General features: G+C 70.0%; 13 protein-coding genes. 3 read left to right on the plus strand and 10 right to left on the minus strand.

Annotated elements, in window-relative coordinates:
• Positions 1 to 30: 30 nt before the first annotated feature.
• Genes ABZ532_RS17295 through ABZ532_RS17325 form a run of 7 tightly spaced genes read right to left on the minus strand, consistent with a single transcriptional unit; the run spans position 31 to position 7808 of the window.
• Positions 31 to 2559 (minus strand): NADH-quinone oxidoreductase subunit G, encoded by a 2529-nt coding sequence (locus ABZ532_RS17295; RefSeq protein WP_361283481.1) that lies wholly within the window; start codon positions 2557 to 2559, stop codon positions 31 to 33.
• Positions 2556 to 3920 carry an NADH-quinone oxidoreductase subunit NuoF gene (gene nuoF / locus ABZ532_RS17300; protein WP_361283483.1) on the minus strand — a complete coding sequence of 455 codons (1365 nt, stop codon included), beginning with the start codon at positions 3918 to 3920 and terminating at the stop codon, positions 2556 to 2558. Before nuoF ends, ABZ532_RS17295 begins: the two co-directional genes overlap by 4 nt.
• On the minus strand, positions 3920 to 4807 hold the full coding sequence (gene nuoE, locus ABZ532_RS17305) for an NADH-quinone oxidoreductase subunit NuoE (protein ID WP_361283702.1): 888 nt from the start codon (positions 4805 to 4807) through the stop codon (positions 3920 to 3922). Before nuoE ends, nuoF begins: the two co-directional genes overlap by 1 nt.
• Before the next feature lie 17 nt (positions 4808 to 4824).
• Positions 4825 to 6144, minus strand: coding sequence for an NADH-quinone oxidoreductase subunit D (locus ABZ532_RS17310; protein WP_361283485.1), 1320 nt, complete (start codon positions 6142 to 6144; stop codon positions 4825 to 4827).
• Positions 6141 to 6878 carry an NADH-quinone oxidoreductase subunit C gene (locus ABZ532_RS17315; protein ID WP_361283487.1) on the minus strand — a complete coding sequence of 246 codons (738 nt, stop codon included), beginning with the start codon at positions 6876 to 6878 and terminating at the stop codon, positions 6141 to 6143. The genes ABZ532_RS17310 and ABZ532_RS17315 overlap by 4 nt, the downstream gene beginning before the upstream one ends.
• The gene (locus ABZ532_RS17320; protein WP_361283489.1) at positions 6875 to 7429 is read right to left on the minus strand and encodes an NADH-quinone oxidoreductase subunit B family protein; all 555 of its coding nucleotides are present in this window, start codon (positions 7427 to 7429) and stop codon (positions 6875 to 6877) included. The genes ABZ532_RS17315 and ABZ532_RS17320 overlap by 4 nt, the downstream gene beginning before the upstream one ends.
• A 19-nt stretch (positions 7430 to 7448) precedes the next feature.
• A complete protein-coding gene (locus tag ABZ532_RS17325; protein WP_017948722.1) occupies positions 7449 to 7808 on the minus strand; it encodes an NADH-quinone oxidoreductase subunit A in 360 nt (119 codons plus the stop codon).
• Between the two features lie 733 nt (positions 7809 to 8541).
• Here ABZ532_RS17325 and ABZ532_RS17330 point away from each other — a divergent pair.
• Together ABZ532_RS17330 and ABZ532_RS17335 are read left to right on the plus strand one after the other, a co-directional pair.
• The gene (locus tag ABZ532_RS17330; protein WP_361283491.1) at positions 8542 to 9342 is read left to right on the plus strand and encodes a C40 family peptidase; all 801 of its coding nucleotides are present in this window, start codon (positions 8542 to 8544) and stop codon (positions 9340 to 9342) included.
• Between the two features lie 309 nt (positions 9343 to 9651).
• On the plus strand, positions 9652 to 10284 hold the full coding sequence (locus ABZ532_RS17335) for a hypothetical protein (RefSeq protein ID WP_361283493.1): 633 nt from the start codon (positions 9652 to 9654) through the stop codon (positions 10282 to 10284).
• Here the strand turns inward: ABZ532_RS17335 and ABZ532_RS17340 are convergent.
• Complete coding sequence (locus tag ABZ532_RS17340) at positions 10274 to 11107, minus strand: SDR family NAD(P)-dependent oxidoreductase (protein ID WP_361283495.1); 834 nt, start codon at positions 11105 to 11107, stop codon at positions 10274 to 10276. The two genes, ABZ532_RS17335 and ABZ532_RS17340, sit on opposite strands and share 11 nt — an antisense overlap.
• Before the next feature lie 84 nt (positions 11108 to 11191).
• Positions 11192 to 12478, minus strand: coding sequence for a geranylgeranyl reductase family protein (locus ABZ532_RS17345; RefSeq protein ID WP_361283497.1), 1287 nt, complete (start codon positions 12476 to 12478; stop codon positions 11192 to 11194).
• Positions 12479 to 12574: 96 nt separating this feature from the next.
• Here ABZ532_RS17345 and ABZ532_RS17350 point away from each other — a divergent pair, with 96 nt between their 5' ends.
• A complete protein-coding gene (locus ABZ532_RS17350) occupies positions 12575 to 13105 on the plus strand; it encodes a GNAT family N-acetyltransferase (RefSeq protein ID WP_361283499.1) in 531 nt (176 codons plus the stop codon).
• A 165-nt stretch (positions 13106 to 13270) separates the two neighbouring features.
• Here the strand turns inward: ABZ532_RS17350 and ABZ532_RS17355 are convergent, their stop codons facing one another.
• Positions 13271 to 14206, minus strand: a complete 936-nt coding sequence (locus ABZ532_RS17355; protein WP_361283501.1) for a glutaminase — start codon at positions 14204 to 14206, stop codon at positions 13271 to 13273.
• Positions 14207 to 14246: the final 40 nt, after the last annotated feature.

A 14246-nucleotide genomic window follows, 5' to 3' on the forward strand; every position in this document is an offset into this window, starting at 1 on the left:
AGAGGTCCTCGACCGCGAGGAGGGTCGGGTTCACGCGCGCACCTCCGGTACGTCGTCGCCTGCGGCGGCACCATCCGTGGCGCCGGGGCCGATACGGACCAGCCGACCGGGCGCCGCGCCCGTGTCACCGAGCACACCGCCGCCGGTCGAGTTGAGCGGGAGCCAGACCACCCGGTCGGGCATCGCGGTCACCTGGAGCGGCAGCCGTACGGAACCGGCGGGTCCGGTGACGGACAGCAGCTCGCCGTCCTTGACCCCGGTCTCGGCCGCGGTGGCGGCGGAGATCCGGGCCACCGCGGCGTGCCGGGTGCCCGCCAGGGCCTCGTCGCCCTGCTGGAGCAGGCCCTGGTCGAGCAGCAACCGGTGGCCGGCGAGGATCGCCTCCCCGTCGCCGGGGCGGGGCAGGGGCTGTGCCGACTCGACGGGCTCGGAGGCCCTGGGGCCGCTCCAGGCGCCGAGCCGGTCCATCTCCCGCCGCACCGAACGCAGATCGGGCAGCCCGAGGTGCACGTCGAGCGCGTCGGCGAGCATGTGCAGCACCCTGGCGTCCGTGGGCGGCAGCGCGCGGGTCATCTGCTCGGGCTTCAGAGCCGCCTCGAAGGGCCTGGCCCTGCCTTCCCAGTTGAGGAAGGTGCCGGACTTCTCCACGACGGCGGCGACCGGGAAGACCACATCGGCCCGCTCCGTCACCTCCGACGGCCGCAGCTCCAGCGAGACCAGGAAGCCCACAGCGTCGAGCGCCTCACGTGCCCGCGCCGGGTCGGGCAGATCCGCTGCCTCCACGCCGGCGACGACCAGGGCGCCGAGTGCGCCCGTGGCCGCGGCCTCGATGATCTGGCCGGTGTCGCGGCCGTAGCGGTGCGGGAGTTCGCGTACGCCCCAGGCCGCCGCGGTCTCCTCACGGGCGCGGGGGTCGGTGGCGGGACGGCCGCCGGGCAGCAGCGAGGGGAGCGCGCCCGCCTCCACGGCGCCCCGCTCACCGGCCCGGCGCGGGATCCACACCAGCTGGGCGCCGGTGGCGGTGGCCGCCCTGAGCGCCGCGGTAAGCGCACCGGCCACCCCGGCCAGCCGCTCGCCCACGACGATCACGGCCCCGGGGGCGCGCAGTGCCTCGTGCGCCGCGGACCCGTCCGCGTCGAGTCCGGTGCCGGACGCCAGGGCGTTCAGCCACTCGGTCTCGGTGCCGGGTGCGGCGGGCAGCAGCACACCGGACGCCTTCACCAGACCGCGGGTGGCGTGCGTGGCGAGGGTGTAGGTGCGCTGGCCGTGCTTGCGGGCGGCCTTTCGCAGCCGCAGGAAGACGCCGGGTGCCTCCTCCTCGGACTCGAAGCCCACGAGCAGTACCGCGGGCGCCTTCTCCAGGGACGCGTAGGTGACTCCCCTGCGGTCCAGGACCAGGTCCCGTCCCCGCCCGGCCACCGAGGAGGCCAGGAAGTCGGCCTCCTCGGACGAATGGACCCGCGCCCGGAAGTCGATGTCGTTGGTGTCCAGGGCGACCCGTGCGAACTTGGCGTACGCGTAGGCGTCCTCGACGGTGAGCCGGCCCCCGGTCAGCACGCCCACCCGTCCGCGTACCGCCTCGAGCCCCGCGGCCGCGGCCTCCAGGGCCTCGGTCCAGCTCGCGGCCTCCAGCTCGCCGGTCTCCTTGTTACGTACGAGCGGAGTGGTGAGCCGGTCGCGCTGCTGGGCGTAGCGGAAGGCGAACCGCCCCTTGTCGCAGATCCACTCCTCGTTGACCTCGGGGTCGTCGGCGGCGAGCCGCCGCATGACCTTGCCGCGCCGATGGTCGGTGCGGGTGGCGCAGCCGCCCGCACAGTGCTCGCAGACCGACGGCGAGGACACCAGGTCGAAGGGCCGGGAGCGGAACCGGTACGCGGCCGAGGTCAGCGCGCCGACCGGGCAGATCTGGATGGTGTTTCCGGAGAAGTACGACTCAAAGGGATCGCCTTCGCCCGTGCCGACCTGCTGGAGCGCGCCGCGTTCGAGCAGTTCGATCATCGGGTCGCCGGCGACCTGGTTGGAGAACCGCGTGCAGCGCGCGCACAGCACACAGCGTTCGCGGTCGAGCAGCACCTGGGTGGAGATGTTGACCGGCTTCTCGTAGGTGCGCTTCCTGCCCTCGAACCTGGACTCGGCCTGGCCGTGGGACATGGCCTGGTTCTGGAGAGGGCACTCCCCGCCCTTGTCGCAGACCGGGCAGTCCAGCGGGTGGTTGATCAGCAGCAGCTCCATCACGCCCTGCTGTGCCTTCTCGGCGACGGGCGAGGTGAGCTGGGTCCTGACGACCATGCCGTCGGTGCAGGTGATGGTGCAGGAGGCCATCGGCTTGCGCTGGCCCTCGACCTCGACGATGCACTGCCGGCAGGCGCCGGCGGGGTCGAGGAGGGGGTGGTCGCAGAACCGCGGGATCTCGATTCCGAGCAGTTCGGCGGCGCGGATCACCAGGGTGCCCTTCGGCACGCTGATCTCGACGCCGTCGATGGTCAGGCTGACCAGGTCCTCGGGCGGGGGTGCGGTGTTGCCGCCGCCTGCGGACGCGGCGGACGTGGTGACGGTCATGCGGGCACCTCCAGGTCCCTGTCGGCCCAGGCCGTGGACTTCGCGGGGTCGAAGGGGCAGCCCCTGCCGCGGATGTGCTGCTCGTACTCGTCGCGGAAGTACTTGAGCGACGAGAAGATCGGCGAGGCGGCGCCGTCGCCGAGCGCGCAGAACGACTTGCCGTTGATGTTGTCGGCGATGTCGGCGAGCTTGTCGATGTCGGCCATGGAGCCCTTGCCCGCCTCGATGTCGCGCAGCAGCTGGACGAGCCAGTACGTGCCCTCGCGGCAGGGCGTGCACTTGCCGCACGACTCATGGGCGTAGAACTCGGTCCAGCGGGTGACGGCCCGTACGACACAGGTCGTCTCGTCGAAGCACTGGAGCGCCTTGGTGCCGAGCATCGATCCGGCGGCGCCCACGGCCTCGTAGTCGAGCGGGACGTCGAGGTGCTCGTCGGTGAACATCGGGGTGGACGAGCCGCCCGGGGTCCAGAACTTCAGCCGGTGGCCGGGGCGCATCCCGCCGCTCATGTCGAGCAGCTGGCGCAGGGTGATGCCGAGCGGCGCCTCGTACTGGCCGGGGGAGGCGACATGGCCGCTGAGGGAGTAGAGCGTGAAGCCGGGGGACTTCTCGCTGCCCATCGAACGGAACCAGTCCTTGCCCCTGTGCACGATCGCGGGAACCGACGCGATGGACTCGACGTTGTTCACCACGGTGGGGCACGCGTACAGACCGGCGACCGCGGGGAAGGGCGGACGCAGCCGGGGCTGGCCGCGCCGGCCTTCCAGGGAGTCGAGGAGCGCGGTCTCCTCACCGCAGATGTACGCGCCGGCGCCCGCGTGCACGGTGATGTCGAGGTCGAGCCCGCTGCCCAGGATGTTCCTGCCGAGGTAGCCCGCCTCATAGGCCTCGCGCACGGCCTCGTGCAGTCGGCGCAGCACGGGGACGACCTCGCCGCGCAGATAGATGAAGGCGTGTGCGGAGCGGATCGCGTAGCAGGCGATCACCATGCCTTCGATGAGGGAGTGCGGATTGGCGAAGAGCAGCGGGATGTCCTTGCAGGTGCCCGGCTCGGACTCGTCGGCGTTGACCACGAGGTAGTGCGGCTTGTCGTCGCCCTGCGGGATGAACTGCCACTTCATCCCGGTCGGGAAGCCCGCACCGCCCCGGCCGCGCAGTCCGGAGTCCTTGATGTACGCGATGAGGTCGTCCGGGGTCATCGCGAGGGCCTTGCGCAGGCCCTCGTAGCCCTCGTGGCGCCGGTAGGTGGCCAGGGTCCAGGACTCGGGGTCGTCCCAGAAGGCCGAGAGGACGGGTGCGAGCAGCTTCTCGGGGCTCGTCCCGCCGCCGGCCTCCGGCCCGTACTCGGTGGACACGGTCATCACTCCCCCTCCTTGGAGTCCCTGGAATCCCCGGAGTCCCTGGAATCCCTTGCGTTCTTGGAGTCCTCGGAGTCCCCGGAGCCCCCGGCGACCGGACCCGCGGGGTGCGAGGGGTCCGAAGCGGACGTCTGCTGGGGTGCGTCATGGGAGCTGAGGTGCTCGGCCGGCGCCTCGTCCGCGGGGGCCGCGCCGCGTGGGTGGACCACCCGCGGGTGGGCGGCCTCGCCCCTGGCCAGTCGCAGACCGACCAGGGACGCCGGGCCCGCGCCGCCGCCGGCCTCGACGGCGCCGGGGCGCTCGTCGGGGAAGCCGGCCAGGATGCGGGCCGTGTCCTTGAAGGTGCACAGCGGTGCGCCCCGGGTGGGTTCGACGGTCCGGCCGGCCCTCAGGTCGTCCACGAGCCTGCGGGCCGACTCGGGCGTCTGGTTGTCGAAGAACTCCCAGTTGACCATCACCACGGGCGCGAAGTCGCAGGCCGCGTTGCACTCGATGTGCTCGAGGGTGATCTTGCCGTCCGCGGTGGTCATGCCGGAGCCACCGCTGCCGACGCCGAGGTGCTCCTTGAGCTCGTCGAAGATGGCGTCGCCGCCCATCACCGCACACAGCGTGTTGGTGCACACCCCGACCTGGTAGTCACCCGAGGGCCCGCGCCGGTACATGGTGTAGAAGGTGGCGACGGCGGTGACCTCCGCCGTGGTCAGGTCCAGCATCTCCGCGCAGAACCGCATCCCGGTGCGGGTGACATGACCCTCCTCCGACTGCACCAGGTGCAGCATCGGGAGCAGTGCGGAGCGGCTGTCCGGGTAGCGGCCGATGATCGCTTCGGCGTCGGTCTCGAGCCTGGCGCGCACGTCGGCCGGGTAGTCGGGTGCGGGGAGCTGGGGCATCCCCAAGCTGACGTCTGTCACCGGTCGACGCCTCCCATCACGGGGTCGATGGATGCGACGGCGACGATCACGTCGGCGACCTGGCCGCCCTCGCACATCGCCGCCATGGACTGAAGGTTGGTGAACGAGGGGTCGCGGAAGTGGACCCGGTAGGGGCGGGTGCCGCCGTCGGACACCACATGGACGCCGAGCTCGCCCTTGGGCGACTCGACCGCCGCGTACGCCTGCCCGGCCGGGACCCGGAAGCCCTCGGTCACCAGCTTGAAGTGGTGGATCAGGGCCTCCATCGACGTGCCCATGATCTTCTTGATGTGGTCGAGGGAGTTGCCGAGACCGTCGGGCCCGAGTGCGAGCTGCGCGGGCCAGGCGATCTTCTTGTCGGCGACCATGACCGGTCCCTGGACGAGCCGGTCCAGGCACTGCTCGATGATCCGCAGCGACTGGCGCATCTCCTCCAGGCGGATGAGGAAGCGGCCGTACGAGTCGCAGGTGTCGGCGGTCGGCACGTCGAACTCGTAGGTCTCGTAGCCGCAGTAGGGATCGGACTTGCGCAGGTCGTGCGGCAGCCCGGTGGAGCGCAGGATCGGGCCGGTCGCGCCGAGCGCCATGCAGCCGGTGAGGTCGAGATAGCCGATGCCCTGCATCCGGCCCTTGAAGATCGGGTTCCCGGTGGCGAGCTTGTCGTACTCCGGGAGGTTCTTCTTCATCTTCTTCACGAACTCGCGGATCTGGTCCACGGCGCCCGGTGGCAGGTCCTGGGCGAGTCCGCCGGGGCGGATGTACGCGTGGTTCATCCGCAGGCCGGTGATGAGTTCGAAGATGTCGAGAATGAGTTCACGATCACGGAATCCGTAGATCATGACCGTGGTGGCGCCCAGCTCCATGCCTCCGGTGGCGATGCACACCAGGTGGGAGGAGAGCCGGTTGAGCTCCATGAGGAGCACCCGGATGACCGAGGCGCGGTCCGGGATCTGGTCCTCGATCCCGAGCAGCTTCTCGACCGCGAGGCAGTACGCCGTTTCGTTGAAGAACGGCGTCAGATAGTCCATGCGCGTGACGAAGGTGGTGCCCTGCGTCCAGGTGCGGTATTCGAGGTTCTTCTCGATGCCGGTGTGGAGATAGCCGATGCCGCAGCGGGCCTCGGTGACGGTCTCGCCGTCGATCTCCAGGATGAGGCGGAGCACGCCGTGGGTGGACGGGTGCTGGGGGCCCATGTTGACGACGATGCGCTCGTCGTCGGCCTTGGCCGCGCTCTGGGCGACCTCGTCCCAGTCGCCACCGGTGACCGTGTACACGGTCCCCTCGGTGGTCTCGCGTGCTGAGGATGGGGTGGTCACGAGTACGACCTCCGCTGGTCCGGAGCCGAGATCTGGGCGCCCTTGTACTCGACGGGGATGCCGCCGAGGGGGTAGTCCTTGCGCTGGGGGAAGCCCTGCCAGTCGTCCGGCATCATGATCCGGGTGAGGGCCGGGTGGCCGTCGAAGACCAGACCGAAGAAGTCGTAGGTCTCGCGCTCGTGCCAGTCGTTGGTCGGATAGACCTCGACCAGGGACGGGACATGCGGGTCCGCGTCCGGTGCGCTGACCTCCAGCCGGATCAGCCGGCCGTGGGTGAGCGAGCGCAGGTGGTAGACGGCGTGCAGCTCGCGGCCCTTGTCCCCGGGGTAGTGCACCCCGCTCACGCCGGTGCAGAGCTCGAAGCGCAGGGCCGGGTCGTCGCGCAGGGTCCTGGCGACGCGGGCGAGGTGCTCGCGGGCGATGTGGAAGGTGAGCTCGCCCCGGTCGACCACGGTCTTCTCGATCGCGTTCTCCGGCAGGAGGTCCTGTTCCTCCAGGGCACCCTCGAGCTCGTCGGCCACCTCGTCGAACCAGCCGCCGTACGGGCGGGTAGCAGCGCCCGGCAGCCGGACGGAGCGTACGAGCCCGCCGTAGCCGGAGGTGTCTCCGCCGTTGTCGGCGCCGAACATCCCGCGCTGGACGCGGATCTCCTCGCCGTGCTCGCCCCGCTGCCCGGGCAGGTTCTGCTCGGAGAGCTCCTTCTCCGGGTTGGGCTGGTCGTGTGCGTCGCTCACCGGAGCAGCCCCTTCATCTCGATCGTGGGCAGCGCCTTGAGGGCCGCTTCCTCCGCCTCCCGGGCCGCCTCCTGGGCGTTCACCCCGAGCTTGGAGTTCTGGATCTTGTGGTGGAGCTTGAGGATCGCGTCCATCAGCATCTCCGGCCGCGGAGGACAGCCGGGCAAATAGATGTCAACAGGGACAATGTGATCAACACCCTGCACAATCGCATAATTGTTGAACATTCCGCCCGATGATGCGCAAACCCCCATGGAGATCACCCACTTGGGATTGGGCATCTGGTCGTAGACCTGACGCAGGACCGGGGCCATCTTCTGGCTCACCCGCCCGGCGACGATCATCAGATCCGCCTGCCGGGGTGAGCCGCGGAAGACCTCCATACCGAAGCGGGCCAGGTCGTACCGGCCGGCACCGGTCGTCATCATCTCGATGGCGCAGCAGGCGAGGCCGAAGGTGGCGGGGAAGACGGACGCCTTGCGCACCCAGCCCGCGGCTTGTTCGACGGTGGTGAGCAGAAAGCCGCTCGGAAGCTTCTCTTCGAGTCCCATGAGTGTGCCCCTCAGCCCCTCAGTCCCATTCCAGGCCGCCGCGCCGCCATACGTACGCGTAGGCGACGAAGACGGTGAGCACGAAGAGCAGCATCTCCACGAGCCCGAAGATCCCCAGCGCGTCGAAGCTGACCGCCCAGGGATAGAGGAAGACGATCTCGATATCGAAGATGATGAAGAGCATCGCCGTCAGGTAGTACTTGATCGGGAAGCGGCCCCCTCCGGCCGGCGTCGGCGTCGGCTCGATCCCGCATTCGTACGCCTCGAGCTTCGCCCGGTTGTAGCGCTTGGGACCGACGAGCGTGGCCATGACCACGGAGAAGATCGCAAAGCCTGCCCCTAGGGCGCCGAGCACAAGGATGGGCGCGTAGGCATTCACGCTCCTCGCTCCTTCCAGTCGTCTTTGACCGTTGGACCGCACCGGGCTCTGCGTCGCCGCCTCAGAAGATCGTGCTCATGTGAGGCAGTTCACAAGCCCGACTGCTCCGCATCTTATGCCCGTAGGTCTGTGATCTGCGACACGGGGTACGACAACGACTTTGTGATCTCCACCACCTGACGAAGGATCATGAACGGGGATGAGCGGTGATCTTGCACATGAAGCGCACGAGTGACTACAAGAGGTCACCTTCTATCGAGTTACCGCTGGTCAGGGGCTCGCAGTCAATACCAGGAGTGGTAGATGCAGGCAAATTCGCGGGCCACCGGACCGGGTGATAGAGGGGCGCGTCACCCACGTGAGGGATCGGGCGGACGGGAGTGGACGTGTGCGTCCGTTCACGAGCCGCGAGCCCTCCGGGCGGAAGTGGCGGAGTGGTGGCGCGCGACGGCGCGAGGCCGCGGGGGACGGTGACCTTCCTGTGACCTGCGCCACTCGCGACCACTCGCCGGAATTCGGGGCTTGGCCATCGGTGTGAAGGGGTGGTAAGCGCGGGGCAATCCGGACCTTTTACTGAAAGCCCATGATCACAGCCCTGATCATGGCTGCCCGTTTTGCCCGTTACGGCGTCAATAAGGGCCCTCGGAAAGCGGATTGTGAGATTCCGAACGTAACTGTGGCGCAACACACGTTTCTTGAAGGGAACCGTCGGTCACTGATACCGGTTGTCCCTATGTCCCACACCGCTCACATACGAAGCCACCGGAAGCCCCGTCCCAAGAGCGCCTCCAAGCTCGCACTGCGGGCCGGAGTTGCCGGTGGCGTCCTCAGCACCATCGCGGTGGCCGGTAGTGCCGGGCCGGCGAACGCCGAGCCGGTGACCGAGACCATCGAGATGCCCGCGCTCACCCTGGAGACCCCGGCGCTCGCCACCGCGGTCGCCCGCTCCGCCGAGGCCAGCCAGCTCGCCGCCCTCGACGCCGAGTTGCGGACCCAGGAAGACGCGGCCGCCGCCAAGGCCGCCAAGGCCGCCAAGACGGCGAAGGCCGAAGCCGTCCGCAAGGCCGAGGCCGAGAAGAAGGCCGAGGAGGCCGCCCGCTCCGAGGCCCGCGCCTCCCGCAGTTCCGAGCGCACCACGCTCTCCGCCTCCGCGTCGAAGAGCGACGTCTCGGCCCCGGCCGGCTCGGTCGGGACCGTCATCTCCTTCCTGAAGGCCCAGCTCGGCGACGCCTACGTCATGGGCGCCAGCGGCCCCAACGCCTGGGACTGCTCCAGCCTCGTCCAGGCCGCCTACCGCCAGGTCGGCGTGGACCTCCCCCGCGTCTCCCAGGACCAGTCCGTCGCCGGTACCCCGGTCTCCCTGGACAACGTCCAGGTCGGTGACATCCTCTACTGGGGCGGCGCCGGCTCCGCGTACCACGTCGGCGTCTACATCGGCGACGGCCAGTACCTCGACGCCGCGAACCCCAGCAAGGGTGTCGTCGTCCAGGACCTCTCCGGCTACCCGGCGAGCGGCGCGGTGCGCGTGCTCTGAGGCCTGAGCTCTGACCACCTGGGCGTCTGACCACCTGACGCCCGGCGCAAACATGCCGGATCGGGCAATCCGGCACATAGTGCAACAGCCGGGGCTGCGACTCCTTTTCGGGAGCCGCGGCCCCGGCTTGGTGTGAAGTCCCCGGCGCTGAAACGCAACGGTCCCGGGGCGACCGTCCGGGCACGGTGACGACTGTGTCCCGGGTCGGTGACACCGGACCTTCCCCTACTGCGCCGCGACGATGCCGTTGCTACGTTCCCGGTCCTGGGTGCGGCCGCGGGGCCGCCCCGCACAGGGGGGAAGTCTCAGATGAACGTGCACGGCCACCGCTTCAGACCCGTCGTCCTCGCGCTCGCCGCAGTCGCCGTGACCGCCGTGCTCACGGGATGCCGGAACGACGACTCCGCCGCCGGGGCCGGCGTGCCGAGCGCGGGTGCGACGGCCGTCCCGTCGCCCGGGACGTCCGCCGCCGGCGGCGCCGAGCCCGGCGGGAAGCAGAGCGCCAAGCCCGCCGGCAAGCCTGCGAAGAAGCCCGGTACCAAGCCTGCCGGTCCGGTGACGCCCGCCGCCGACTGCGCCAGTGAGCCGCCGGACCCGGATCATGTCGACCCCGACGAGCTGGCCGTCTACCGCGCCGAGGAGCTGCCCGCCTCCACTGGGAAGATCAACCTCGTCATCCGGCACGGGGCCTGGGGATGCCCCGGCAAGGACACCGACGGCGCGCCCTTCGTCGTCACCACCGAGGACAGCCGCTGGGCCCTCGACCAGGCCGCGTACGTCACCGCCACCACGCCCATCACCGACAGCACGGAAAGCCAGCGGATCGGCGTGCAGGAGCTGATCGACTGGATCGACGCGAACCCCGACTCCGGTCTGGTGTTCCGGTACGAGCTGGGCGACGACGGCGCCATCCACCGTCTGGAGCAGGTCTTCACGCCGTAGGGCGGTGGCCCGGTCCCAGCAGGCTGTGGGTCAGCTCCATCAGGCGCCTGCGGGCTTCCGGGTCGTACGCCTGCTCATGGGCGGGCGTGTCCGTGCAGCGGTCGAAGTAGCGGCCCGTGGTGGTGGCGAGCAGGGGGTCGAGGAGCAGGCGCACGGTCGGCCGCACGCCCTCGTCCGTGCTGACGGCGGGAGTGAGGCCGTATGCGCGGACGCCTTCGGTGTCCATCAGATGGGCGGGGTGGAGGGTGTTCACCGTGACTCCGGTGCCTCGCAGTTCGGCAGCCAGCTCGAAGGTCGCCATGATCAGGGCCAGCTTGCTTCGGCAGTAGGCGCGCAGACCCTCGTAGTCGCGTTCCAGCATGACGTTGTCGAAGTCGATGGCCTCCTGGCCGATCGAGGCGACGTTGATCACGCGGGCGGGAGCTGAGGCGGTGAGGAGCGGCAGCAGGTCGCGGGTGAGGGCGTAGGGGGCGAGGTGGTTAACCGCGAAACGGAGTTCATGGCCCTGGCGGCTCAGTTCGCGCGTGAGCGGTTCGGCGCCGCCTCCTGCCACCGCGTTGTTGATCAGGCCGTCGAGGCGCGGCTCGGCGGTACGGATGCGGTCCGCCATCGCGTGCACCTGGTCCAGGTCGGACAGGTCGGCGAGATAGGTGCGGATCGTGGTGCCGGGGGCGGCGGCCCGTGCTTCGGTGGCCGCTGCCTCCAGTCGGCCGGGATCACGGCCGTGCAGCAGGACGGTGCCGCCGCGCAGGGCGAGGTCGAGTGCGAGAGCGCGGCCCATGCCCTGGGTGGCGCCTGTGATCAACGTGGTGCGCTGGGTCATGGCGGCAACCCTGGCAGCACCGGGGAACGGGCAGGTAGAGCGTGCCGGGCCTGGTGTCGACACCACCAGGCCCGGCACGTCACCTCAGGCCTTCGGCGCCACCTTCGAGAGGCCGTTGATGATCCGGTCCATCGCGTCGCCGCCCGTGGGGTCGGTCAGGTTGGCGAGCATCTTCAGCGTGAACTTCATCAGCACGGGGTGGCTCAGCCCGCGCTGGGTCGCAATCTTCATGATCTTCGGGTTGCCGATGAGCTTCACGAAGGCGCGGCCCAGGTTGTAGTAGCCGCCGTAGGTGTCCTTGAGGACCTTCGGGTAGTTGCGCAGGGCGAGTTCGCGCTGGGCGGGGGTGGCGCGGGCGTGCGCCTGGACGATGACGTCGGCCGCGATGCGCCCGGACTCCATCGCATAGGCGATGCCCTCGCCGTTGAACGGGTTGACGAGGCCGCCCGCGTCGCCGACCAGCAGCAGGCCGCGGGTGTAGTGGGGCTGGCGGTTGAAGGCCATCGGCAGGGCGGCGCCGCGGATGGGGCCGGTCATGTTGTCGGGGACGTAGCCCCACTCCTCGGGCATCGAGGCGCACCACGCCTTGAGCACCTCGCGCCAGTCCAGGTCCTTGAACGCGGCGGAGGTGTTGAGCACCCCCAGGCCCACGTTGGAGGTGCCGTCGCCCATGCCGAAGATCCAGCCGTAGCCGGGCAGCAGCCGGTCCTCACCGGGGCCGCGGCGGTCCCACAGCTCCAGCCAGGACTCCAGGTAGTCGTCGTCGTGCCGGGGGCTGGTGAAGTACGTGCGGACCGCGACGCCCATCGGGCGGTCCTCGCGGCGGTGCAGGCCCATCGCCAGGGACAGCCGGGAGGAGTTGCCGTCGGCCGCGACCACCAGCGGGGCGCGGAAGACGACGGGAGTCTTCTCCTCGCCGAGCTTGGCGTGCACACCGGTGATACGGCCGGTGCGGTCGTCCACGACCGGCTCGCCGACGTTGCAGCGCTCGTACAGCCGCGCCCCGGCCTTCTGCGCCTGCCGGGCCAGCTGCTCGTCGAAGTCGTCGCGCTTGCGCACGAGTCCGTAGTCCGGGTAGCTGGCGAGCTCCGGCCAGTCCAGCTGGAGGCGCACACCGCCGCCGATGATGCGCAGGCCCTTGTTGCGCAGCCAGCCCGCCTCTTCGGAGATGTCGATGCCCATGGCGACGAGCTGCTTGGTGGCACGCGGGGTGAGCCCGTCACCGCACACCTTCTCGCGCGGGAACGCGGTCTTCTCCAGCAGGAGTACGTCGAGTCCGGACTTGGCCAGGTAGTACGCGGTCGTGGAACCGGCCGGGCCCGCGCCGACGACGATCACATCTGCGGTGTGCTCGGAGAGAGGCTCGGTCACGGCGGGATCTCCCGAAACTCGATTTCGCGTGCTTAAAAGCACTGGACGTGTGCAGTCTATGGGGGCGTACCGATCCGCCGACCGAAGGGCTGTCCCATGAGCGAAACGCTTCCCGCCGCTCCCGCCGCGCCGGTGGTGCGGCTGCGCGTGCCCACCGACGAGGACGCCCTGGTCTGGCACCGGATCTTCGCCGATCCGGAGGTCATGGAGTTCCACGGCGGGGCACCCGCCGAGCTTTCGGAGTACGAGGAGTTGACGGCCCGGCAGCGCAGACATGACGCGGAGCACGGCTTCTGCCTCTGGACGGCTCTGGATGAGGAGGGCGAGGTGCTGGGCTTCACGGGCGCGCAGCCCTGGCCGCATGCCTGGGGGCCGGTGGGCGAGATCGAGATCGGCTGGCGGCTGGCCCGGACGGCCTGGGGGCGGGGTTACGCGACCGCCGCGGCCCGCACCACGCTGGAGCGGCTGCGGGCGGCGGGGGTGCCGAGCGTGGTGGCCATGGTGGCGGCGGAGAACGAGCGGTCGATCGCGGTGACCCGGCGGCTCGGGATGGAGCTCGCGGAGACGTTCACGACCCCGGTCGGGAAGCGGACCGGGTACTGCTTCCGGCTGGACCTGGTGCGGTGACCGGAAAGCGCGACCGACTCCGATGACCGTGACCGTGACCGGAAAGCGCGGCCGGAAAGCGCGGCCGGCACCAGTGACCGTGACCATGACCGTAGAGATGCACCGGCTTCCGTGCCATGACCGCATCAGGCACGGCTCACCGCCTGCCACGAGCGGATCCGGGCTTCAGAAGACCGAGAGGCCCGTCAGGGTGGTGAAGCGGTCCAGCGCCGCCACGCCCGCCACCGAGTTGCCCCGGCTGTCGAGCCCCGGACTCCAGACGCAGAGCGTGCAGCGGCCGGGCACGATGGCGACGATCCCGCCGCCCACCCCGCTCTTGCCCGGCAGTCCTACCCGGTAGGCGAACTCGCCCGCCGCGTCGTACGTCCCGCAGGTCATCATCACCGCGTTGACCTGCTTGGCCTCGCTTCGGGTCAGCAGCCGGCTTCCGTCGGCACGCAGTCCGTGGCGGGCCAGGAAGCGGGCCGCCAGGGCGAGATCGGCGCAGCTCGTCATGATCGAGCACTGCCAGAAGTAGTGGTCGAGCAGTATCGGCACCGGGTTGGCGATATTTCCGTACGAGGCCATGAAGTGGGCCAGCGCGGCGTTGCGGTCCCCGTGTTCGCCCTCCGACGCGGCGACCTCCTGGTCGAAGGCGAGGTCGGGGTTGCCGCTCTCGGCCCGCAGGAACTCGAGGAGTTCACTGCTGGCGTCGCCGGTCAGCGTCTGGAGCCGGTCGGTGACGACGAGGGCTCCCGCGTTGATGAACGGATTGCGCGGGATGCCGTTCTCGTACTCGAGCTGCACCAGCGAGTTGAACGGATTGCCCGATGGCTCGCGGCCCACCCGCTCCCACAGCGCGTTCCCGTCGAGTGAGAGGGCGAGCGCCAGGGCGAAGACCTTGGTGACGGACTGGGCGGAGAAGGGCTGCCGCCAGTCGCCGACCCCGTACACCGTGCCGTCGACGTCCGCGATGGCCATGCCGAAACGGCGCGGGTCGACGGAGGCGAGCGCCGGGATGTACTCGGCCGGCGTGCCGCTGCCGATGAGCGGGGCCACATCCGCGGCGATGCGCTCGAGCAGTCCCTGGTAGTCCGCCTCGTCATCCGGCTGGTAGTCCACCTGGTCCACGATGCCCCGGTTCCGGTCGTACTTGCTGTGG

Source organism: Streptomyces sp. NPDC019396 (genome assembly GCF_040632375.1).
Taxonomy (GTDB): domain Bacteria; phylum Actinomycetota; class Actinomycetes; order Streptomycetales; family Streptomycetaceae; genus Streptomyces.

Coding starts and splice junctions, on each gene's coding strand:
- nuoF (WP_361283483.1), bottom strand. CDS start 3,920: ATGACCGTGTCCACCGAGTACGGGCCGGAGGCCGGCGGCGGGACGAGC.
- ABZ532_RS17340 (WP_361283495.1), bottom strand. CDS start 11,107: ATGACCCAGCGCACCACGTTGATCACAGGCGCCACCCAGGGCATGGGC.
- ABZ532_RS17350 (WP_361283499.1), top strand. CDS start 12,575: ATGAGCGAAACGCTTCCCGCCGCTCCCGCCGCGCCGGTGGTGCGGCTG.
- ABZ532_RS17330 (WP_361283491.1), top strand. CDS start 8,542: ATGTCCCACACCGCTCACATACGAAGCCACCGGAAGCCCCGTCCCAAG.
- ABZ532_RS17295 (WP_361283481.1), bottom strand. CDS start 2,559: ATGACCGTCACCACGTCCGCCGCGTCCGCAGGCGGCGGCAACACCGCA.
- ABZ532_RS17335 (WP_361283493.1), top strand. CDS start 9,652: ATGAACGTGCACGGCCACCGCTTCAGACCCGTCGTCCTCGCGCTCGCC.
- nuoE (WP_361283702.1), bottom strand. CDS start 4,807: ATGCCCCAGCTCCCCGCACCCGACTACCCGGCCGACGTGCGCGCCAGG.
- ABZ532_RS17320 (WP_361283489.1), bottom strand. CDS start 7,429: ATGGGACTCGAAGAGAAGCTTCCGAGCGGCTTTCTGCTCACCACCGTC.